Source organism: Tardiphaga sp., assembly GCF_044336785.1.
Lineage (GTDB): Bacteria > Pseudomonadota > Alphaproteobacteria > Rhizobiales > Xanthobacteraceae > Tardiphaga.
In genome coordinates this window covers 27,776-48,718 of the sequence record NZ_JBIIOT010000033.1, presented here as the reverse complement: position 1 = coordinate 48,718, position 20,943 = coordinate 27,776, and the positions used below count along the sequence as shown (strand labels likewise).

Below are 20,943 nucleotides of genomic sequence, written 5' to 3'. Positions count from 1 at the left end.
ATTGAGCGTTTGCCATGCGAGCATTTCCAAAAATCACGGAAGATGCTGCGCTCAATCGGTTTCAGCGCATATCCGGCGTGCTCCAGCTCGAAGGAGAATTCCAGCCGGAGTAACAGCGGTTGCTTGGGTCGATACGTCATTGTCCGGTCACCCAGTTTCCGTTGGCCATAAGATGTCGCGCAGGACTGCTGGCCGGCCTGCGGAAAGGCGAAAGCATCCGCCCTCGCTCGGGCTTTAAGGGAAGATGCAGCATGTCAGCTTCTGACTGCGCTGGGATGATCTCGCCGACGGCATCGGTTTCTCCGAACCACGGCATCGCCGCTGCCCGCGGCGGCAGCAGGATAAACTTCTCCAGCTCGACCGTCTCCGCGATCGCGTTCAGCGCCTCCCACCAAACGACATAATCGGCGCGAGCAAGGATCACTGATGTCGGCGATGGCAGCCAATCAAGCGGGCAATGCGAGCCCGCCGAATACCGATCGCGCGCCTCACATTTGCCTTCGACCTTGGCGTTCTTGCCATTGGTCGATAGCACCCGCACCGGCTTCGGTTCCTCGTCGTCAAGCGGCGGGCGGCTGGCGCCGGCAGCATGCACCGTGATTAAGGTCTTCGGATGGAACGTGCCGATCATCATGATGTCCCGAGGACGATCGCGCTGCGGCCGCTCGCCGCCGGGCCCAAACCACCCACGGAGCGCGCGGTCACCAGCCTTACCCCAGCCGGCCTTTGGCGTGCGCGGCTGGTGACGCTTGAAATCGTTCACAGAGACGAGGCCAGCCAGCGGCCCAGCGATAGGCACCAAGCTCTGGCCCCAATCGATCACCACCGGCTCCAGCTTAGCTATGGCTCGCTCCAGCGTCAGCGCGTCCGGATCCGGTTCACCGATGTGCGCGTACCGCTGCGATGAGACGTTATTGTCGTCGACATCGATGCCGCCGTGACGGCCCATGTCTTCGATCCGGTCCCACACGCTCTCCGCGGCCGATGTCGCGCGCTTCGACAATTCGTCCCGCGCCATCCAGCGCAAAGCGAGCTCAACATCGATCGGCCGCTTGGGCCGCGTAGCATTGCTATCAGTTTGCTTCATGTTTGCTACCGTCCCCCCTCAACCGATTTCCGTGCGTGCTTTGATCTGCGCCGCGGTCAGCACGGACAGTTGCAGCCCACCATCCAGAACCATGATGCGATGTCCGGGCGCCACAGCCGAAAGCCGGGCCCGCAGAAATTCAGAGACGCGCTCTGGCAACGGTTGCTTTGCGCTTACAACGAGCACATCGCCTTCCTTCAAATCGAGATGCTGAATCTTCAGATCAAGACCATCTACGTCGCTCACGCTCGTCTCCTATGCCTGACTAATTCACTGTCGTGCCGACAAGGCCGGAATCGGCCGCGGCCTTACGAAGCTGATCGACAACGGCGTCGATGGCGCCGGGATGGCCGGCGGTGTGGAGCATCCGAGCACTGATGCCCGCCATCATCGCCGCTATCTGGACTGGGCTGAATCCGTCATCCATAAGTCCGGAGGCCGTGCACAAAATGATTTCCCGCATCATCTGGCATCGCTCGTCAGTTAGCGGTTTCTCTGTCACTGCAAGTACCTCTCCGGCTTGTATGGACGCCAAAAGCGCGGGCCACAGTCGTTGTCCTCGCACCACGTCATGGTCTTGCTCGGGCACTCCCATATGCCCTCGCTCCTGCTGACGAGCGAATTGAAGCCATCCGCATTCCAACGCATCGCGAAAGAGCCGCAGTCGGGATCCATGACCTCGATCACCGTGCCGTCGCGTGGCGCCGAACTGATGTCCTGGTAGTCGTTGTCGAGCATCGGCATCAGCGACGTTCCACGTGGAACGTTTCGCCCTGCTCTGCGGCATAGATCGGCGGCGTGTCGCTGAGCGCTCGCCACTCCTTCATAGTGAAGATCGCTGGATAGCAGCGCGACCGGCGCACCATGACGTAGTTGCCAGCCGAGGCCATCAGCGTGAACTTGCCGATGTGGTCGTATTTGATGGCCGGGATATCGCCGGCCTTATCCTTGGGGTTAACCCTCATGCTGCAGCCCTCTCGACAACAGGAAGTCTGCACGGCAGATTGCCCGCATGGGGAAGCGCGGCATTCAGCTTATACTGGCCACCATCGTGATGGCCGTGGCGATCAACGTTGTTTCGTGGGGGCCGCCGAACTTTGACAAGCTGGAAAAATGGCAGACTTTGATGGCCGGCTGCTTGGCTATCATCGCCGCTTGCATCGCCTATTGGGGATCCTCGTCCCAAGCTAGGCTGAACGAGCGACTTCATCGCGAGGAACTTGCTCGCAGGAAATTGGCACTGTTCCTTAAGATGGATTTTGCTTGTCGCTTGCTTGCCGACAGGGCCCGGGAAATTGATGCCCAGACGACATTCTCGCCAATTGACGAGCGCCAACACTTTTCGCACGACGATTTCGAGATAGAAGAACCGCCGGAAATTGATGAGAGCTGGAGCCACCTTGATCTGTTTCCGCGGCCTATCATCGCTGAGATCCGAACCGTGCGGAACGACATACGACGCTTGCGCTATTTTCTGATTTCGATCCGCGATGCAGCCTATTATTGGGACCCCGCTCAAGACGAAGCGCCTTTCCCATTCGATCGCGTAAACGAACTCGCTTCCAACCTCTGGCAAGCCGCTGAAGCAATCGCGGAGACTCTCCGACCGATGATCACCGAACTTGCTCCCGAAATGGATGAATCTACGCGGTTTCAGCTTGTTTACGGGCTGCCCCCCGACGGCGACTATTGAGGTCATGCCGACACCACCTCTTGGCAGCCATAGGCGCAGTCAGCGCAGCTGCGGGACCTCTTGTCGCCTTGGTACTTTTCGTCACAGCCCGAACATCGCAGCAGGAATACTCCAGGCATCCAGCCGTTGAGCTTGGGGCGCGCGTCACGCTTGCCGTTGTCGGCCACCGGCGGCGCCTGGCGCTTCACTGCGATCGGGTTCGCCGGCCGATGCTCGATGTTCTCGATCAACTTGCCGCAGGCGGTCTTCAGATCGCCCGTGTTAATTTTCTCGGTTCCATTTGAGGAGGCCTCAGACTTGAGTGCTCCTCCCCCAGCGCTCCGGGACGAGGCCGGTACCGGTAGGGAAGCGCCAGCCTTTGAACCGCGGCGATTTCGGAACCAGCAGATCGCCATCGCCTTCCATGCCGATACCGATGGGTGAGCAGCCCGGAACACCGCGGCTTCATCCTCGATCTTGCGCCCCGTAGACTGGATGGTGGCGGACAACGATTCCGATGTGATCTGCGTGCAAAATTCCGCGTCATTCAGCAGGACGTCGGCAGCTCGCACGTGCGTTTGATTGATCGGTGCCAGCTCGCCGCGCGCCAGACACGACAGCACCTTCACCGCAGTAATTTCGCCCCGAGCCTTGATCAGCGCCGCGATCGCGGTCACCGACATCGTTGTGGCCGGCGGGTATCGCCCCGACCCAGGCTGCACGCGCAGAATGGTCACGCCAGCCTCGGCGCAGACGCGTTGGACGGCCAGCGCTTCCTCTTCGCCGGCAGCGATCGCCGCGGTATGCAGCTGCGTCTTCGTTACGCTGATCCGAGTGACGTTGTGCGCAATGAAGGCCGACGCACGTTCCTCAAGCTTCTCAACATCAAGCAACATCACCGGAATCATCTTGATCTCCGGATGCGACGCCGCCGCGATCGCCGAATGCTGACCGTCCAACAGCTCCACGCCGTCGTTAACCAGCACGCCCACCGGCGGCTTGAACTTCGCCCAATCGAACTCGCTGATGATCTTGCGCACCAGTTTCAGACTGCGCTCGGAACTCTCACGCTGATACGAACCGTCGACCCATAGCGTGCGCGGATCAAGCCACTCAAAAATTGGCAGTTTCCGTGTCGAACCACCAGGAACGACACCGTTCAGTGCGATTGGCTGGATCTGGCGACGCCCGGTCATGGCCCCACCCGCTGTTCGAAGTCGGACAGCCCGGCTTCGGTGGCGATATCGACGTCGATGTCGTCCGCGGCTGTAACGTTACGGTCATCGTTACGCGTAACGTCACGGAACGGCAGTCCGGGACGGTCACCGTGCTTGTACATCTCGGCGCATTCGGCAATCGAGAACGGCTTGAAGGCCAGCTTCTCAGGCGCGGCCGCACCAGCAAACTGCCGGTCCTTTTCCCGCATTACCTCGACCAGGTTGCGCAGGCCCTCGCCGATCACCTTGCGGGTTTTCTCCGCCATCTCCGGATTGTCCTTCGGCACCACCGGTGCTTCGAGCACTTCGCGAATCTGCTTGGCCTCGATCTCCGAGCGCGTAGTCCGTTCATCGACAAGCTGGCGCACCCGCGGCGCGGTCGGCGGAAAGTCCGGGTTTAGCCCTGGCACTGTGCCGCGGACGATCTCCCCGCACACCTCGCGGATCGCCCAGATCGGAAGGCCATGCAGCGCCGTGGCGTATTGGGCGACCATCGCCTGCGCGTCGGCAGCGCCTGTGCCGCGCAGCGACGGGAATGCCGTGGTCAGCTTCGCAATCTCCAGCTTCGTCTGCGTCGGCGCCGCGCCCACCGCGCTGCCGCCCAACACCGCGGCCCGCTGCTGCAGCCGCGTGCGCAATTCCAGCGACAACGGCGTCTGGAGGCCACCCTCTCGCATTGTGCGGCGGACACTCGCGAGAACTCGCGAAAGATCGAGATCAATGCCGGGCGAACTCGCTGTCGTCGTGGTCAATCGTGACGCTGTCATTCGATTGTTCCTCTTGGTGCTGAAGCAGGATTTCGGTGAAGCCCCCATTTGGTCGGCCGCGATCGAACGCCGGCGGGCCTTGGCCACCGGCTATCGCTTTGGCGATGTACTCGCCGGGTTTGTCCTTGGACGCTGCCGCCTCGATTGCAGCGCGGGCTAGGTTCACCAGACCGCCCTTGGCTTTCAGCAGCCTGGCGATCTGACCACCAGCGTTCTTGCCGAGCACTTCCCTGCCTCGTGCAAACAATTCGGCTTGTTCGTCTCTCGGCGCGGCAGGCGCCCGTTCCGAAGGAACGGAAACTATATCCTGTTCTATATGCTGAACTTGTCCCTCTTCTCTGGACAAGCGTTCTGCTTGCGACGTGCTAGCATACTGCGCCGGACTCGGTAGCTCCTGATTTAACAGGATAAAACCTCGGTCAAGCAGCAGCTGTAGATCGACCGGCTCAGTGCTGGAAATCTTGCGCGCGACCCACTGAGCGTCGTAAGTGATTTTGTTGTCGGTGCGACTTGCTAGCAACCAGATAGCAACAAGGTGAAATTTGCTAGCATCCGGCAAGCGCCCGAATTCGTAATCGTCGAGCAGATCATTGTAGAGCTTGATCCACGGCGGCGTTCGGTCCTTGTAGTGCTGGAACTGCCTGAAGTTTTTGACGCTGAATGTCGGAGGTGGCTTTGTCATGCCAGCCCCGCGACTGGCATCATAAACAGCTCTTTGGCTCGATACTCCGCCTGATCGAAAGCTGCGCATGCCGGCCGGTCCCACGGCGCCGTGCATCGGCACAATGCGGCTGCGGCCACCTCCGCTCGTGACAGAGATACGTAAGATCCGCGAAGTTTAAGAAGAGCGCAGGCTCGCATCACCGCGTTGGCGCGATACTCGATGCGGTTATCTGCCAGTAGAGCGACCGCCGCATTGTAGATGTTCTGCCCCGCCGCGACGGCGTCAATCAGCCGACGCATGTGATCGACAGCGACGGTGTCAATCGCTCGACGGCGCATCGATTTGCTACGCTTCGCCTTCATCGTCCGCGCCCCCCTGCTCGCTGCATTCCGGCGGCTTGGATTTTCCCTTTGACCGCGGCCGGAGCCATGGCGCCAACCACAGGGCCGTTGCTGTTCTGAAGAAGAATGCCCACGGCGGTTTCTTGCTCGGCGCGGGCGGCGCTGAGATTTCGGTCGGCATCGATGACCCTTTTCATTTTGCGGCGGTCCTGGCGGGCCATTGGTGTGTTGTCGAGCGCCATTGCGCGTTGCTGAAGCAGCGCCTGTTCGCCGCGAATCCGCGACAGCTCGATGGTCTTCCGAAGATCTAGCCACCATCGCGGCTGTGCCTCGGCCATCAGCGCTTCGAGATAAGCAAGCCCGTCCTCACCCTGGATCAAGAGCTGTAGTTCTTCGATCGTGTAGTTGACGGAATTCGACAGGCGGTGCTTTGCGGACCGCTCTCTCAGTCCGAATAGGTCAGCGACAAACGTCCATGTTTTCTGAGGGTTGAAGGCCCGGATGAGATCCGTGAGCGCTGCCTGCAGCGGCGAAACAGTGCAGGATTCCGGAAAAACGGTGCAGGTTTCCGCACCCCCCGGTTTTGCCGATCCAGACATCGATGCGTAGGCTTCGGTCATCAGTTCATCACCACCAAGGGGCACTTCAAATGCGGACTACACAAACAGACCAGCGCGCAGGCCGGACAACACGAAACGTCAGCCGCCCGAAGGCAGCGGCGTCACAGCGCGATCGCCGACACCATGAGCGGCAGCAGGCGATTGCGAGATTTGAGATTTGGGATCGGGCGATGGTCCGCCAGCATGGCTGGGACTATCGGAGGCAGATGGGATGGACCCTGCATTAAGGTAAGAGGAGCGAATGCAGCTCCACGATTCTAACGTCACCCTCCCATGGCTGAGAGAAGCTATTGCACTCACGACATTCAGAGGCGGCTCGAGCTCTCCCGTTTCCCACCGCTGCCAGGCCCGGGCGGGATTTCGCCCCCCGACCCCAGCCGCCTGGGCGGCTGCAGCGAGGGTCAGCTTTTGATCTAAACGCCATTCGCGAGGGGTAAGGGTCATGATCAGACACTTAGCCGTTTCGCTAATATATTTCAAGTCCGCCTAAGCGTGGCGACAATTGTCGGCAGGCGCGCGATTAGTAGGATCGCTAAATGACTGAAGAACCGAACAATATTGCGAAGATCCGTAAGCGCCGGCGGATGTCACAGCAGCAGCTGGCTGACCTAATAGGCGCTCACGTAGTCACGATATCTAACCTAGAACGTGGCCACACCCATCTGAGCCGCGAGTGGGCTGAGAAAATTGCAGCCGCGCTTCAGGTCGAATCCCAAGACCTAAAGCCAGTATTCGAAAATCCCACGATGATTTACGTCCGGGGACACCTGTCGGCGACCGACCCCAGGTGGTGGCCCGACGAGGAGCCGGCACTGCCGGTCAGCGCACATTCCCCAATTTTCCCATATTTGGCCGATTCCCCGCGGTGGCTTTTAGTCGTTGACGATTCTCTCTACCCGGTATTTCGCAAGGGCGACCTAGTCCGATCGAACGCAATCTTTCGATCGTCCGAGAAAGACCTTGAGCAATGCTACGACAAACTTTGCGCCGTAACTGACGAATCCGACCAGAGCTGGGTCGGATTTTTGAACCGCGGATCGGGACCGGGCCTAGTGTCTTTGAACCGGATATCCGGCCCGCCGGTGGTGGACCTGAAGTTTGCCCCATCGGGCATCGTCATGTTCGACAGAGCAATATTTCAGCCGACCCTATCCGATGAATTAAAGGCGCTGCTTACGAAAACTTAGCGAGATCGCTAATCGCCGCTTGACGTTATTAGCCGATCCGCTAAGTTGCAACCGTTCACACGGGAGCAGCCGCCTTGTCGCAGCCGTCAGCAATCCTTCCAGAAGATCGCCTGCCGACCTTCACCGAGGTTGAGGCCTTCGACGCCGCGGCGGCCTGGGACCGCCTGACGCCCACCGAGCAGCGCCGTATCGGCATCCTGGCGGTTAAGGTCGGCACAGTCGGCCAGCGCCTCAGCTACCCCCACGACGACTTCGTCTGCATTGAGCGCCGCATTATCGAATGCCGCGAGGGCGAAGTGCTCAGCGACTTCTTCGATGCTGTCGAGCCACTTTGGCAGGTGTTGTTCGGCTGGATCGCCCCGCGCTGGTCGAAGCCCGTCATCCGCGAGGTGGCGCGATGAAGCGGTCAGCAGAGAAAGTGCCGGCGCCATTCCCGGAATCGCGCTGCCCACACGGCGATGAGGCCCCTCACCATGTGATTGGTCGACACCAGGGCTTTTTGAAGCACCTGCACGACACGCTCGATGTCGGCGGTCCCAAGCAGCGCAAGATGGCTGCCGAGATCCGCGCCCACATCGGCCGATGCAACGAGGCCATCGCCGAGATCGAAGCGAAACGACCCGGCGGTACCGCCGTCGTGAGCAACGTCCCACCGAAGTCCATCCTTGAAATGTTCAGCAAGGAGCAGGCGTGATGTCGCAGCTTCACCTACCCGCATCCACTGTCGGATTTTCCGATGGTGCCATCGACATCGAACCGACCATGTCGTCTCGCGAGATCGCCGAACTCGTTGGTTCCCGCCACGACGATGTGAAGCGCTCGATCGTCCGCCTTGCCGATCGCGGTACCATTCAACTTCCGCCATTGGCGGATGTTAAAAATCATCTCGGCCAGACCGTCCAAGAATATCAAATCGGCAAGCGCGACACCTTCGTCATCGTAGCGCAGCTGTCGCCGGAATTCACAGCGCGCCTCGTTGATCGCTGGCAAGAGCTCGAGAAGGATCTGGCAGCACGGCCATCTATCGATCCTGTCGCAATGCTGAACGACCCCGCGACGTTGCAACGCCTGCTGCTCGACAATGTGAGCAAGGTCGTATCGCTGCAGGAACGTGTCGCCGAGTTGGAACCGAAAGCGGCATTTCACGATGCGATCTCGTCGACAGTGAACGCTCGCAAGATTGCTGTCATCGCTCAGGAAGTCGGCACGGGCGAAAAGCGGTTGTTCGCTTGGTTGCGCTGGGTAGGTCGACTGACGTCAGCCAGCATGCCGGCGCAGCGCTACCTTGATCTCGGGCATTTCATTGTCGAGCCCGATACCTGGCGCGACCCGCAAGGCGGTAAGCACGCTTACTCACGAGTGCTGGTTACCGGCAAAGGACTGATCTCGATACAGCAGAACTTTTCGGAAGAGGTCGCGAAGCGCGCCTTGCGCTACGAACGGGAGATCAAGCGCGGCCGCGCCCCGGCCGACGTTCTTCGCGAAATGGCCGCTGAAGCGGACAGCACGAAGGTGAAACCATGAGCGACATCGTTGATGAACTAATGGCAATCGCGGAAGAAGGCGGCTTTCAAGTGGCCATCGTCCTGCCGGCCAAGATGCCGCGATATCTAACCTTCGAACTCGTCGGAGAAACAACAGCCCGCGGCCTGGCCGCAGCAATCGAGCTTCGTGAGCTGTTCAACAGCAGCGCCGACCGCGCGCAAAAAATCTACGAACAGTTCATGGACCTGGGCAACGTGCTTCAGAATGCCGATGAGCCACAGCAGATCGTCTATATCGAAGAGCATCCCAGCGTCAACGACCCGGTCCACCTCGGCGAGGAAGTAATCTTCCACCACGACGGACCGGAAGGCTGGAGTGTGCTCACGAAGATTGAGCACATTGAAAACGGCGTCATCCGCATCGACGTGCCGGCTGGCACTTATACCTTCTCCGCTGACGGCGGTTTGCAGCGGGCGATCAACCGTCCGGACACGGCGGATGCCGCAACGTTGGATACATGGATTCGGCCGGCGACGTTCGCAGCCCGATCGACGCGTCTCGGCTGCGAGCACGTGTCTGATCTGCCCCCTGACCAACTTGAGAAGCTGATCCGCCACTCTCCGCCGAACGGAAAGGCACTGCAATGACTTCGCAACTCATGAAGGACATGGCACGCGCCCTGCCGCATTCGGACTGCGATCTCGGCGACGAACGCGAGGTGATCCGGACGCTACGAGCCACCGGCATGTCGATGGCCGACATCATTGTGCATAGCGATGCCGCCACCGAGCACGCACGCACCATGCGCTATGTGCTGAACGCTGACGAGGTCGGGCAATGACCGATGAAGCTGCAAATTTCGCGCTGTGCGTCAGCCTGGCAGTGGGCGTCGCGCTCTATGGTCTGCGCATTTGGCTGGAGCACCGATCATGACCTCAATTCCTCGCAACCATCGCAGTCCTGCCCCAGCAGCGGGATCCCGCACTGAACCCGCAGCAGGGTCGGGCACCACCGCACACAGCTCCAAGGACGGCCTCCAGGAGAAGGGACGATGACGACAATGTCTTCCCATCAGGGCGGGAATGCCGACATCGAGGCCCGGAAAGCAGCGGCGTGCGCAGCATTCTGGAGTGATCGACCGCTGAACGTCGTGTTTCGCCGCCAGATAGGCGACCGCCCGTTCAGCCTGAAAGAGTTCTTGGCGTTCGTACTGGAGATGCCGGCGGAGCAATTCGCCATCCACCACCAATAACCGCGGGAGCGGGTGTGATCGGCACGTCCGATCGGGAGAGAACAATGCTCGTTATGTCCAGCACGCGATCTACCGCGACGAAGACCCGCCCGCCGCTCGCCGTGGCCACGGCCGATAGCAACCCGCCGATCATCACCGTGCTTCCCTCCGGGGAAAAAAAACACCTGATCTATGGGAAGACGCCGCCGGGCCTTAACGGTGTCGATCTGCGGCGCCAAACGATGCAGATGCTGAATTACTGGCACCGCCGCGCGATCGACGAATGTGTCACGATCGACAAGCGGGAGGCAAAAGCCAAACGGCGTCGGCCTTTTGACATCAAGCTCCGTGAAGAGCTCGAAGCGATCCAGCGCATCGTGATCGAGGTTATCCTAGACAACAAGCCGAAAGGCCTGCGCGATATATGGTTCAAGATGGAAGCCATCTCTCGGCACGCGCTTTATCATGGTGTCGAGCTCGGCGAAGTCATGACCGTGCATCAGTTCGACGTTCTCACCGATCTCATGGAAGAACTCACGTCACCGCCCGCTCCTACTCGTCAGATCGGGCCGCTCCGGGTAGGCGGCAAGATTACCGGCAACGGCCTGCTATTCCGATATCACTGCTTTCTGCTCGCAGAGCTCAACACCGTCGGTGAGGAGCTTTACGGCAACGCCGCCTATGCCCGATCCGCGAAGTCGGAGGATGCCGCGGTTTTCGAACGGCTCGGCGTTCCACCGGCACCCGGTCATGCTTGGCCCATCCACAAGCCCCGCGGCCTGAAAACCCGTGCAGCAGCGGTGCTTGGAAGCGTCCGCATCGACACCGTCAACGATTACGACACGCTGAGGGACTTCGAGACGGGCGACATCATCAAATCGGCCCGACCGTATTATCGGAAACGCCGTTGATGGCGCGCGCCTCGTCATTGTCGCATAAGGATGGCGCTGCTCTGCCGCCGGAGATTGTGCGCGTGATCGAGGCAATGGCGCGGGATATGGCCAGAGCAGATCACGCAGCCGAGTTGGCCGTCGCCGGGCGCGCCGGGGATGACTTGCGGCCGCTTGCGCCCGATGGCCGCTCTGTCGCACACTGAGCGGCTCAGGAGACGATTATGAAGCGCGCGGCGCTGTACGGCAGGTACAGCTCAGACCTGCAGTCCGACAGGTCAATCGACGACCAATTTGCTGTTTGCCGCCAGCGTGCTGAGCGCGACGGTCACCGGGTTGTTGCGACTTTTGAGGATCGTGCCCGGTCCGGAGCGTCAGTGTTCGGCCGTCCGGGCTTGGCCCAGATGGTCGAGGCCGCCAAGGCCGGCAGTTTCGACGTTCTGGTCGTTGAGGCGCTCGACCGCATTTCCCGCGACCAAGAGGATATGGCCTCGATTTTCAAGCGCCTTAGTTTCCAGGGCGTCGAGATCATCACCGTGCACGAGGGCCGCGCAGACGCCATACAGGTCGGGATTCGCGGCATCGTCAGCTCGCTGTTTCTCACCGATCTCGCGCACAAGGTCCGCCGCGGTGCCGCCGGCAACATCCGCGAGGGCAAGCACGCCGGCGGTCTTGCCTATGGCTACCGGCCGACGCCGGGAAGTCCGGGCGAATGGGTGATCCACGACGGGGAAGCGGCGGTCATCCGCAGAATTTTCGAAGAGTATGTCGCCGGTGACCGATCGCGCGAAATCGCGGCACGGCTGAACGCCGAACACATCGCGCCACCGCGGGGAGCCTATTGGCGCGGCGGGACGCTCACCGGCTCGAACAACCGGCACAATGGCATCCTCGGCAATGAGATCTATGCGGGCCGGCTCGTTTGGAACCGAGTTCGCATGATCAAGGATCCCGACACCGGCAAGCGGGTGTCGCGGCCGAACCCAGAAGCCGAGTGGCATCGCCAGGACGTACCGGCTCTCCAGATCGTGGATCCTGAGCTGTTTGCGCAGGCGGCAGCCATCAGGCTGGGCCGGGGCCACGCGAAGCCCGCATATCGCCGGAAACCGAAGCACATGCTCAGCGGTCTTTTGCGGTGCGGCTCCTGCGGAGCTGGGATGTCGGTAAAAGGCGCCGACCGCGGCGGCACGCGGATCATTTGCACCCGCTTCCACGAGAGCAGGGCCTGCGACAATCACCGAACCTACTATCTGCACCACGTCGAAGGCGTGCTGCTGTCCGGCCTGCGGCGCCATTTGGTGGACCCGTCAGCGATCAAGCTTTTTCTCAAGACCTATCACGATGAACGGAAGCGACTCGCTGCCGATGGCGTCAACATCCGCGCCCGGCTTGAACGCGAGCTCGCCGAGATTGTCCGTAAGATAGAGCGCGCCACCGCGGCCATGCTTGCCAGCACAGCGGCGGTCCAAACATTTGCGGGCGCCATCAATGGCCTGGAAGTCGACCGGCGCCGGATTGCTGTGCAGATCGAAGAACTGGCCCAGACGGTCACCGTCATCGCCCTGCACCCGGCCGCCCAGGCGAGATATCTGGCTGCCGTCGACAGTCTCGCCACGACGATCGCGGAGCGCGGCAGCGATTCCGAAACCGCCATGGCGATCCGGGATCTCATCGAAACTGTCACCGTGCAGCGGACTGAACCCGGCCAACCTATCGAGCTCGATGTCAAAGGGAGGCTTGCGGGCCTGCTGCAAGCACCAATGTTTCCCGAAAGTTCTCTGTCAGGGGTAAAGACCGTAGCGGGCTCCCGCTACCAAATTCCTGCAACATCTCCCGCATGTCACCCAGCCCGCCGCCAAGCGGGCTTTCGATGTCGTGTTGGCGAACAACGCCGATTCCGCCACCAGTCACGGCTCACGCCGTCACCAGCCGTCCCGCCTCCTCCATGCTCACATCGCGCTCATCAAGCAGATGCGCGACAATGGCCCTCTGCACATCACTCTCCACCACCGCAAACGGATCCGGCGCCAGCAGACGATGCTCGATGACGAGGCGCGACATCAGCAGGCGGCGGGCATCGCCGCGCTGGAAGTGAATGCGATGCGCTTCCCACGCCATCGCGACGGCACTCGCCACGTGATAGAGCGCACTGGTGGCACGACGCGCATCACCCTCGTTATCCGCGCGGGACGCAACCTCGCGGGCAAACGAGATCGCCCGGTCGGATAGCGCATGCAGCCGATCGCGCCAGGCCTGCGGGACACTCCGGGATTCGTTGAGCCGATTGTGCAGATCAGCGGCCAGCGCCGCTTCCGCACCATGCCGCCCAACAGCGCGCATCAGCGCGTCCAGGGCCACGATATTGCCGGTGCCTTCCCAGATCGAGCCGAGATGGGCGTCGCGCAGCAGACGTGCCGTGGCGAATTCCTCGATATAGCCGACACCGCCGCGCATCTCCATCGCGTCGCCGCAGACCTTGCGCGCATCACGCGTCGCGCGGAATTTCAAGACCGGCGTCAGGATGCGCAGCAGCGCCGCCGCATCCTGACTGCCGGCTTCCGCACGATCCAGTGCATCAGCGGTGATAAAGCTCATGGAGAGCCCCTGCTCCGTCGCCAGCAGGATCTTCATCAGCTGCCGCCGCGCCAGCGGCATGTCGATGATACGCTGGCCGAACACCACGCGGTTGCGGGCCACTGTGATCGCATCATGCCAGGCCCGGCGCATCAGCGCCGTGGATTTCACGCCATTCGAGAGCCGCGATGAATTCACCATCTCCGCCATCTGCACAAAACCGCGATCGAGCTTGCCGACCGCATAGCAGATCGCGCCTTCCAGCTTGATCTCGCCCGAGGCCATCGAGCGGGTGCCGAGCTTGTCCTTCAGACGCACGATCCGATAGTGGTTCTGCGTGCCGTCATCGAGGAAGCGCGGCATCAGGAACAGGCCGACGCCCTTGGTGCCGCCGACGGCGCCGTCCGGCCGCGCCAGCAGCATCACCACTTTCGCATCGGCATTGGAGCAGAACCATTTCTCGCCATACAGCCGCCAGTGATCGCCTTCCTGCACGGCACGCGCTGTCAGCTTGCCGACATCGGAACCGCCTTCCTTCTCCGTCATGAACTGACCGCCTTGCGTGAGCTTGCTCATGTCGGTCTGCGTCAGCCCGTCCAGATATTTGGCCTGCAGCGCTTCGTCGCCGAATTTCGACAGCAGTTTCGCCGCGCCATCGGTGACATTGATCGGGCAGCCCATGCCGAATTCAGACTGGTTGAACAGGAACGTGAATGCGTGCTTCGCCGCCACCGGATAGGTCGATGGCCAGCCCATGATGCCCTTGCGATGCGACAGCGCGTGAATGCCGAACTGGCCAAAGGCGGCATTTTCCAGCTCGCGATAGGCCGGGTGATATTCCACCCACTGCGCATCCTGGCCGAACTTGTCGCGCTGGTGCAGCACCGGCCCATGCCGATCGGCCATCCGCCCCGCTTCATCCAGCGGACCACCGACCAGTTCGCCCAGTTTTTCCAGATGCGGCTGGATGTGCTTGAACAGATCTTCCGGCAGATGAATGCGCAGGAGATCGCGCAGCGCGGGATCGGCGTGGTAGAAATTCATCCCGGACGTATCCGGCGCGATCAGATTTTGGTTTTGCGCATGGGCGTTCATGGCGGCCTCTTGTGATGGGCTGATAGCGTTTCCATTTGCATCATGCACCCGCAACGCATGCGGATAAAGTGCTTAAGCCGGAGCGTCGGACCATGGATATCCCGCAATACGAAACGGCCCTGATCGTCGGCGCCGGCGAAGGCATCAGCGCATCGCTGGCGCGGCTGTTGTCGAAGCAAGGCATTCGCGTGGCGCTTGCCGCCCGCAACAGCGGCAAGCTTGACGGGCTAGCCCGCGAGACGGGCGCCAAAACATTTGCTTGTGATGCGACGCAAGCGGACGATGTCGCAAAACTTTTCGAGGATGTCGAAGCGCAGATCGGCAAGATCGACATCGTCGTCTACAATGCCAGCCAACGCGCCCGCGGCCCCTTCGTCGAACTGGCTCCGAGCGACGTTGCGCAATCCATCGCTGTCAGCGCCTTCGGCGGCTTCCTCGTCGCGCAGCAGGCATTGCAGCGGATGCTGCCGAACAAGCATGGCGCTATCCTGTTCACCGGCGCGTCTGCCAGCATCAAGGGTTTTGCGCAGTCGGCGCCTTTTGCCATGGGCAAATTCGCGCTGCGCGGCCTCGCCCAATCCCTCGCCCGCGAATTCGCGCCACAGGGCATCCATGTCGCGCATTTTGTGATCGATGGCGGCATCCGAAGTTCGGTGCGCACGGAGTCTGCGGACAAACCGGACTCGCTGCTCGATCCCGACGCCATCGCAGCGAACTATTGGCATGTGCTGCAGCAGCCGCGCAGTGCGTGGAGCTCCGAGCTGGAAATCCGGCCGTGGGTGGAGAAGTTCTGACGCGATGCCGTATCTCGATGCCGTAGGATGGGTTGAGCGCAGCGAGAACCCATCGGCGGAATCTGCCGCAACGACCGAATGATGGGTTTTCGCTCCGGCGCTCCGCGCCTCCGCTCACCCCATCCTACGATCCCGCTCTACTTCGCCGCCTTCACGAAATCTACAAACGCCCGCAGCGCTGCCGGCAATTGTCGGCGGCTTGGGTAATACATGAAGAAGCCGGGATAGGCCGGGCACCAATCCGCCAGCACGCGCACCAGCTTCCGCTTCGCAATCAGGTCCTCGACCTGTTTCTCGAACACGTAAGCGAGCCCGGCGCCGTCCAGCGCCGCATCCACCATCAGATCCTGATCATTCAGTGTCAGCGGACCCGCGACATCGATTTCCAATGCGACACCGCCGCGCTCGAATTCCCAGCGATACAGCGCCCCACCCCAGAAGCGGAAACGAATGCATGGCAGGTCTTTCAGTTCATGCGGCGTCCGCGGCTGTTTGTATTTTTTGAAGAACGCTGGCGTCCCCACCACGGCCGAGCGCTGCCGCGGGCCGATCGGCACGGCGATCATATCCGCTGCAATCGTTTCACCGAAGCGAATGCCCGCATCGAATCCGGCGGAGACCATATCCACGAGCCCGTCATTCACCGCGATCTCGACATTGATTTCCGGATAGGCCTTCTGGAAGCGCGTCACGAGGGGCAGCAGCACCAGCTGCGCCGATTGCCTGGCCGCATTGAAACGCAACGTGCCGGCGGGCTTGCCGCGAAACGTATTCAGGTCTTCCAGCGCATCGTCGATATCCTGGAACGCCGGACTGACGCGCGCGAACAATCGCTCGCCGGCCTCGGTGAGCGCCACGCTGCGCGTGGTGCGATTGACCAGGCGCAGATCGAGCCGCTCCTCGATATTGCGCAAGGCATGACTGAGCGCCGAGGCGGACACGCCGAGCTCTACCGCCGCCGCGCGAAAACTGCGATGGCGGGCGATGGCCAGAAACGTTGCCAGTTCTGCCGGGCCGATCCGGTTCATTGATGAATTCTGCTCATGAAGACATGGAATTAATAGTGGATTAATTCAGTTCTGGCGAGACCCTAGTGTCCCTCCCGTCAGCCCGGCGATGTCGCGGGGCCAGCCAAGGAGAGACGATCATGCGTGTCTGGTTCATCACAGGAGCATCCCGCGGTTTCGGCGCCCTCATTGCGGCCGAGGCCCTCGCACAAGGCGACGCCGTGGTCGCCACTGCGCGCGATCCCGCGGCTGTCACCGCCCGCCTCGGCGGCCACGAGCGCCTGCTTGCCACCCGTCTTGACGTCACCAAGGAGGATCAGGCGCACGAAGCCGCAGGCCTCGCGGTGAAGACCTTCGGCCGCATCGATGTGCTGGTGAACAATGCCGGCTACGGCCTGCTCGGCGCCATCGAGGAATCCAGCGCCGCAGAAGTCGAGCGCATCTATGCAACGAACGTGTTCGGCCTGCTCTCCGTCACCCGCGCGGTTCTCCCACATATGCGCCGGCAACGCGCGGGCCACATCATAAATGTCTCATCGATCGGTGGCTATGCGGGCTTCCAGGGCTGGGGTGTCTATGGCTCGACCAAGTTCGCGGTCGAAGGCATCAGCGAAGCATTGGGTGCCGAAGTCGCGCCGCTCGGCATTCACGTCACCGTGGTCGAGCCCGGCTTCTTCCGCACCGATTTCCTTGATGACAATTCGCTCGTGCGCACCGGCATCGAGATCGACGATTATCACGACACCGGAGGCAAGACGCGCGTGCATGCCGCCGATGCCAATCATGCGCAGCCCGGCGATCCCAGCAAACTTGCGCAAGCCTTCATGCAGCTTGTGGCGGCGAAGGCTCCACCGACCCGCCTGCCGCTCGGCAGCGATACGGTGGCGCGCATCGAAGCCAAGCACGTCCATGTGGAGACGGAGCTCGCCGCCTGGCGCGATCTCGCCACCTCGACGGACTTTGCGAACGTGCCCGCCTGACTACTGCACGCCATGCGCACTGGCGGTCATCGCCGCCAGTCGCCAGCTCACGCAGGGAATATCCTGCGGCGCGAGCAAGATTTTCTTCGCGAAACGGATCTGCTTCCAATCACCCGGTGTCGGCGCAAGGGCAAATCCTGCCTTGCGCGCCAGCGCCAGCATCGCATCATTGGAGCGAAGCGTATCGCCAAGCAGGCGATCGGCACCAAGCGCTGCCGCACGGCATTCGAGATTGTCGAGCAGTGCCGCGCCGATGCCCTGCCCCTGCATCGTGTCATCGACGGACAGACCGATCTCGAGACTGCTGCTGTCTCCATCGACCGCATACCGGGCTTCGCCGATAATCGCCTCGACGCCATCGCGCTTTGTGGTCGCGACGAGCGAAAAGCCATCGTCTTCGCCCACATGGATGAAGCGATCGAGTTGGCCTGCCGGCAGCTCGCTCGCAGCCCCCATCAGCCGATTGTAGCGCGACTGCGCAGACAGACCGCGAAAATAGGATTGTAGCGTGTCAGCGTCTGTAAGTTCGGCAAAGCGCAAGGTGATCACCTCGCCACCACGCGACAGCAGGACATCGGAATATCGCCCGAGATTTTGCAGATCGATATGCGTCATGACATCCTCCTGCGCGACTGCGTGCTCAGGCCCGCCAGAACGGCTTGTCGGCTTCTGCCAGCATTTCCGACCAGCTGAGGCCGAGATCGTGCAGATCGCGCTCGGTCCACTGCGCCAGTTCGCGGCGCTGCTGATAGCGCTCGCGCCACACCCGGAGCGTCTCGGCGACGCCGGACAAAGCGGTATTCGCATGATGATTTGTCATCGATTCATGGGTGTAAATAGACATGTCGCTCTCCTGAAGCTAAATCTATGCGCATAGATATCTGCCCGAACGGCGCGCCCGACAAACGACATTGTGCGCCGCAACACATGAGATAAACTCATGGTTGAGATTGGGCTGCCGGGAGACGAACGATGAGCCCCAGATTGCCGTCTTTGAATGGCCTGCGCGCCTTCGAGGCAGCCGCGCGGCATCTCAGCTTCACCCTCGCGGCGGAAGAGTTGAACGTCACGCAGACGGCCATCAGCCATCAGATCAAGCGGCTGGAAGAAGAACTCGGCGTCAAACTCTTCATCCGGCAGAACCGCACTCTGGCACTCACCGAACAGGGCCGCGATTACCTGCCGGGTATACGCGCTGCATTTAATGACCTGCGCCTCGCCACTGATCGCCTGCTGCATCGCGACCGCGATCATGTGCTCACTGTCAGCACACTCGCGTCCTTCGCTTCAAAATGGCTGCTGCCGCGCTTGTCTGCTTTCCAGCAAGCGAATCCGCATATCGATGTGCGCATTACCACCTCAACCGCATTGGTCGATTTCAAAAGTGGCGATGTCGATGCCGCGATCCGCTACGGCCGCGGCCAGTGGCCCGGCCTGCGCGCGGACTGGCTGACGGCAGATCATCTGTTTCCGGTGTGCAGTCCTAAATTATTGATGGGCGATCGGCCGCTGCGAACCCCCCAGGATCTCGCGCGCTACACATTGCTGCACACCAATGCCAGCCACGACGACGACTGGCGTCTCTGGCTGACGGCTGCGGGGTTACCGAATAATATCTCCAAGCAACCCGCGCTCGGCTTCGATCTGATCTTCATGACCCTGCAAGCCGCCATCGACGGCCTCGGCGTCGCCGTCGGACGCACGACCTATGTGGAAGGCGACCTCGCCTCCGGCCGCCTGGTGATGCCATTCGACATCAAGCTGCCGGCCGATGCCGGGTTTTATCTTGTCTCCCCGGAGGTCAGCGCGGACAGCCCGAACCTGCGCGCCTTCCGGCAATGGCTGCAGTCTCAGGTTCCGCCTCGAATCTGATCGGTTTCGGCTTGGCCCACCCCGGCAGACTGTGGCAGATTGCCGCAGATCGGCAGTTCAAAGCTGCCTGGCCGCGCATTTTGCGGGCCTCAATAATGCCGGGAGAACGCCACATGGATGCCGCAAGAAATACCGCGCAAGACGCGGTTTCGACACCCGAAATCAAGTCACGTCTTGCGGCAATCTTGCGGGCAACCAGTGGCAATTTCCTGGAGCAGTTCGACTTCTTCCTGTTCGGCTTCTATGCCAGCGCCATCGCAAAAGCATTCTTTCCGTCCGAGAACGAGACAGCAGCGCTCCTCAATACGTTTGGCGTGTTCTGGCTCGGCGCCCTGATGCGCCCGGTCGGCGCCATTGTGCTCGGCGCCTATATTGATCAGATCGGTCGCCGGAAGGGGCTGATCGTCACCCTTGCCATCATGGCCGCTGGCACCGTCACCATTGCGGTGTGTCCGACCTATGCGAGCATTGGTGTCGCGGCGCCGATCATCGTGCTGATCGGGCGATTGCTGCAGGGCTTCTCCGCCGGCGTCGAGCTTGGCGGTGTGTCGGTTTATCTCTCGGAGATTTCGACGCCCGGCAATCGCGGCTTCTACACCTCGTTCCAGTCGTCGAGTCAGCAGGTGGCGATCTTCGTCGCGGCCGTGCTGGGCTTCATCCTGAGCGAGTTGATGCCGAAGGATGTCGTTGATGCCTGGGGCTGGCGAATTCCGTTCTTCATCGGCTGCATCATCATCCCGTTCCTGTTCTTCCTGCGCCGCACGCTGGAAGAGACGCCGGAATTCCTGAAGATGAAGAAGCATCCGACCGCCAGCGAAGTGTTCGCTTCGGCCGCCGCCAACTGGCGCATCGTGCTGCTCGGCATGATGCTGGCAACCATGACGACGGTGACGTTCTATTTCGTCACCGTCTACACGCCAACCTTTGGCAAGAACGTGCTGAAACTCTCCACGCAGGACGCGCTCATCGTCACTTGCCTGATCGCCATCACGAACTTTATCTGGAATCCGGTCGGCGGCGCCTTGTCGGATCGCATCGGCCGCAAGCCGGTGCTGCTCACCATCACCATCCTCGCCTTTTTCACCGCCTATCCCGCATTGAGCTGGCTGGTGAGCGCACCGAGTTTCGGCAAGATGCTGGCCGTTGAAATGCTGTTCTCGTTCTATTTCGGCGTCTATAGCGGCACCATGCTGGGCGCCCTGGTGGAAATCGTGCCAGCGCATGTGCGCACGACCTGCTTCTCTCTGGCCTTCGCGCTGGCTGCCGGCCTGCTCGGCACGTTTACGCCCTTTGCCTCGACCTGGCTGATCGAGCACACCGGCAACCGCGCCTCACCCGGTTTCTGGCTGATGGCGGCTGCCGCAAGCGGCGCGATTGCAGCACTCGTGATTTATCGCAAGGGCAGCGAAGCCTTGGCGCCAAAGCCGGTCACCATATGAGGCACGGCGATTTGAACGCAT

General features: G+C 61.3%; 26 protein-coding genes and 1 pseudogene. 14 read left to right on the top strand and 13 right to left on the bottom strand.

What is annotated here, in order from left to right:
- Positions 1 to 136 precede the first annotated feature (136 nt).
- The 4 genes from ACIQ2A_RS12015 to ACIQ2A_RS12000 all read right to left on the bottom strand — a co-directional run bounded on the left by ACIQ2A_RS12015 (position 137) and on the right by ACIQ2A_RS12000 (position 2,052).
- Entirely contained in the window at positions 137 to 1,027 is an 891-nt protein-coding gene (locus ACIQ2A_RS12015; RefSeq protein WP_398479274.1) for a hypothetical protein, read from the bottom strand.
- Between the two features lie 78 nt (positions 1,028 to 1,105).
- Entirely contained in the window at positions 1,106 to 1,333 is a 228-nt protein-coding gene (locus ACIQ2A_RS12010) for a hypothetical protein (RefSeq protein WP_398479272.1), read from the bottom strand.
- Between the two features lie 252 nt (positions 1,334 to 1,585).
- On the bottom strand, positions 1,586 to 1,831 hold the full coding sequence (locus ACIQ2A_RS12005; RefSeq protein ID WP_398479270.1) for a hypothetical protein: 246 nt from the start codon (positions 1,829 to 1,831) through the stop codon (positions 1,586 to 1,588).
- On the bottom strand, positions 1,831 to 2,052 hold the full coding sequence (locus tag ACIQ2A_RS12000) for a hypothetical protein (protein WP_398479268.1): 222 nt from the start codon (positions 2,050 to 2,052) through the stop codon (positions 1,831 to 1,833). The genes ACIQ2A_RS12005 and ACIQ2A_RS12000 overlap by 1 nt, the downstream gene beginning before the upstream one ends.
- A gap of 47 nt (positions 2,053 to 2,099) precedes the next feature.
- Between ACIQ2A_RS12000 and ACIQ2A_RS11995 the strand changes: the two genes are divergently transcribed.
- Positions 2,100 to 2,780, top strand: coding sequence for a hypothetical protein (locus ACIQ2A_RS11995; protein WP_398479267.1), 681 nt, complete (start codon positions 2,100 to 2,102; stop codon positions 2,778 to 2,780).
- A gap of 2 nt (positions 2,781 to 2,782) precedes the next feature.
- Here the strand turns inward: ACIQ2A_RS11995 and ACIQ2A_RS11990 are convergent, their stop codons facing one another.
- The 5 genes from ACIQ2A_RS11990 to ACIQ2A_RS11970 are packed head-to-tail and all read right to left on the bottom strand — an operon-like array spanning position 2,783 to position 6,368.
- Positions 2,783 to 3,955 (bottom strand): hypothetical protein, encoded by a 1,173-nt coding sequence (locus tag ACIQ2A_RS11990; protein WP_398479265.1) that lies wholly within the window; start codon positions 3,953 to 3,955, stop codon positions 2,783 to 2,785.
- A complete protein-coding gene (locus ACIQ2A_RS11985) occupies positions 3,952 to 4,728 on the bottom strand; it encodes a hypothetical protein (RefSeq protein ID WP_398479263.1) in 777 nt (258 codons plus the stop codon). The genes ACIQ2A_RS11990 and ACIQ2A_RS11985 overlap by 4 nt, the downstream gene beginning before the upstream one ends.
- The gene (locus tag ACIQ2A_RS11980; protein WP_398479260.1) at positions 4,694 to 5,425 is read right to left on the bottom strand and encodes a hypothetical protein; all 732 of its coding nucleotides are present in this window, start codon (positions 5,423 to 5,425) and stop codon (positions 4,694 to 4,696) included. The genes ACIQ2A_RS11985 and ACIQ2A_RS11980 overlap by 35 nt, the downstream gene beginning before the upstream one ends.
- Positions 5,422 to 5,769: a hypothetical protein gene (locus tag ACIQ2A_RS11975; RefSeq protein WP_398479258.1), complete on the bottom strand. Its 348-nt coding sequence runs from the start codon at positions 5,767 to 5,769 to the stop codon at positions 5,422 to 5,424. The genes ACIQ2A_RS11980 and ACIQ2A_RS11975 overlap by 4 nt, the downstream gene beginning before the upstream one ends.
- Positions 5,766 to 6,368: a hypothetical protein gene (locus ACIQ2A_RS11970; protein WP_398479256.1), complete on the bottom strand. Its 603-nt coding sequence runs from the start codon at positions 6,366 to 6,368 to the stop codon at positions 5,766 to 5,768. Before ACIQ2A_RS11970 ends, ACIQ2A_RS11975 begins: the two co-directional genes overlap by 4 nt.
- 536 nt (positions 6,369 to 6,904) lie before the next feature.
- Between ACIQ2A_RS11970 and ACIQ2A_RS11965 the strand changes: the two genes are divergently transcribed.
- From ACIQ2A_RS11965 to ACIQ2A_RS11925, 9 genes and pseudogenes are all read left to right on the top strand, one after another.
- Positions 6,905 to 7,555: a helix-turn-helix domain-containing protein gene (locus ACIQ2A_RS11965; protein ID WP_398479253.1), complete on the top strand. Its 651-nt coding sequence runs from the start codon at positions 6,905 to 6,907 to the stop codon at positions 7,553 to 7,555.
- Positions 7,556 to 7,629: 74 nt separating this feature from the next.
- Entirely contained in the window at positions 7,630 to 7,956 is a 327-nt protein-coding gene (locus ACIQ2A_RS11960; RefSeq protein WP_398479251.1) for a hypothetical protein, read from the top strand.
- Positions 7,957 to 7,973: 17 nt separating this feature from the next.
- A complete protein-coding gene (locus tag ACIQ2A_RS11955; protein WP_398479249.1) occupies positions 7,974 to 8,249 on the top strand; it encodes a hypothetical protein in 276 nt (91 codons plus the stop codon).
- A complete protein-coding gene (locus ACIQ2A_RS11950; RefSeq protein WP_398479247.1) occupies positions 8,249 to 9,079 on the top strand; it encodes a phage antirepressor KilAC domain-containing protein in 831 nt (276 codons plus the stop codon). Before ACIQ2A_RS11955 ends, ACIQ2A_RS11950 begins: the two co-directional genes overlap by 1 nt.
- Positions 9,076 to 9,687 carry a hypothetical protein gene (locus ACIQ2A_RS11945; protein WP_398479245.1) on the top strand — a complete coding sequence of 204 codons (612 nt, stop codon included), beginning with the start codon at positions 9,076 to 9,078 and terminating at the stop codon, positions 9,685 to 9,687. The genes ACIQ2A_RS11950 and ACIQ2A_RS11945 overlap by 4 nt, the downstream gene beginning before the upstream one ends.
- Positions 9,684 to 9,881, top strand: a complete 198-nt coding sequence (locus tag ACIQ2A_RS11940) for a hypothetical protein (protein ID WP_398479243.1) — start codon at positions 9,684 to 9,686, stop codon at positions 9,879 to 9,881. Before ACIQ2A_RS11945 ends, ACIQ2A_RS11940 begins: the two co-directional genes overlap by 4 nt.
- Positions 9,882 to 10,091: 210 nt before the next feature.
- Positions 10,092 to 10,292 carry a hypothetical protein gene (locus ACIQ2A_RS11935; protein ID WP_398479241.1) on the top strand — a complete coding sequence of 67 codons (201 nt, stop codon included), beginning with the start codon at positions 10,092 to 10,094 and terminating at the stop codon, positions 10,290 to 10,292.
- 44 nt (positions 10,293 to 10,336) lie between these two features.
- Positions 10,337 to 11,182: a hypothetical protein gene (locus ACIQ2A_RS11930; protein ID WP_398479239.1), complete on the top strand. Its 846-nt coding sequence runs from the start codon at positions 10,337 to 10,339 to the stop codon at positions 11,180 to 11,182.
- A 203-nt stretch (positions 11,183 to 11,385) separates the two neighbouring features.
- Positions 11,386 to 12,435: pseudogene (locus ACIQ2A_RS11925) on the top strand (recombinase family protein); the annotation flags it as partial.
- 640 nt (positions 12,436 to 13,075) lie between these two features.
- Here ACIQ2A_RS11925 and ACIQ2A_RS11920 read toward each other — a convergent pair.
- A complete protein-coding gene (locus ACIQ2A_RS11920; RefSeq protein WP_398479237.1) occupies positions 13,076 to 14,830 on the bottom strand; it encodes an acyl-CoA dehydrogenase family protein in 1,755 nt (584 codons plus the stop codon).
- 92 nt (positions 14,831 to 14,922) lie between these two features.
- On the opposite strand from ACIQ2A_RS11920, the gene ACIQ2A_RS11915 reads away from it, so the two are divergent.
- Positions 14,923 to 15,624 (top strand): SDR family NAD(P)-dependent oxidoreductase, encoded by a 702-nt coding sequence (locus ACIQ2A_RS11915; protein ID WP_398479235.1) that lies wholly within the window; start codon positions 14,923 to 14,925, stop codon positions 15,622 to 15,624.
- A 137-nt stretch (positions 15,625 to 15,761) separates the two neighbouring features.
- Here ACIQ2A_RS11915 and ACIQ2A_RS11910 read toward each other — a convergent pair whose 3' ends face one another.
- Entirely contained in the window at positions 15,762 to 16,652 is an 891-nt protein-coding gene (locus ACIQ2A_RS11910; protein ID WP_398479233.1) for a LysR family transcriptional regulator, read from the bottom strand.
- 119 nt (positions 16,653 to 16,771) lie between these two features.
- Between ACIQ2A_RS11910 and ACIQ2A_RS11905 the strand changes: the two genes are divergently transcribed.
- The gene (locus ACIQ2A_RS11905) at positions 16,772 to 17,611 is read left to right on the top strand and encodes an oxidoreductase (RefSeq protein ID WP_398479231.1); all 840 of its coding nucleotides are present in this window, start codon (positions 16,772 to 16,774) and stop codon (positions 17,609 to 17,611) included.
- Here ACIQ2A_RS11905 and ACIQ2A_RS11900 read toward each other — a convergent pair whose 3' ends face one another.
- A complete protein-coding gene (locus tag ACIQ2A_RS11900; protein WP_398479229.1) occupies positions 17,612 to 18,226 on the bottom strand; it encodes a GNAT family N-acetyltransferase in 615 nt (204 codons plus the stop codon).
- 25 nt (positions 18,227 to 18,251) lie between these two features.
- A complete protein-coding gene (locus tag ACIQ2A_RS11895; RefSeq protein WP_398479227.1) occupies positions 18,252 to 18,455 on the bottom strand; it encodes a DUF1127 domain-containing protein in 204 nt (67 codons plus the stop codon).
- A 128-nt stretch (positions 18,456 to 18,583) separates the two neighbouring features.
- On the opposite strand from ACIQ2A_RS11895, the gene ACIQ2A_RS11890 reads away from it, so the two are divergent.
- Both ACIQ2A_RS11890 and ACIQ2A_RS11885 read left to right on the top strand, forming a co-directional pair.
- Positions 18,584 to 19,483 carry a transcriptional regulator GcvA gene (locus tag ACIQ2A_RS11890; RefSeq protein ID WP_398479225.1) on the top strand — a complete coding sequence of 300 codons (900 nt, stop codon included), beginning with the start codon at positions 18,584 to 18,586 and terminating at the stop codon, positions 19,481 to 19,483.
- 113 nt (positions 19,484 to 19,596) lie between these two features.
- Positions 19,597 to 20,922, top strand: coding sequence for an MFS transporter (locus tag ACIQ2A_RS11885; protein ID WP_398479223.1), 1,326 nt, complete (start codon positions 19,597 to 19,599; stop codon positions 20,920 to 20,922).
- The last annotated feature ends 21 nt before the right edge of the window (positions 20,923 to 20,943 follow it).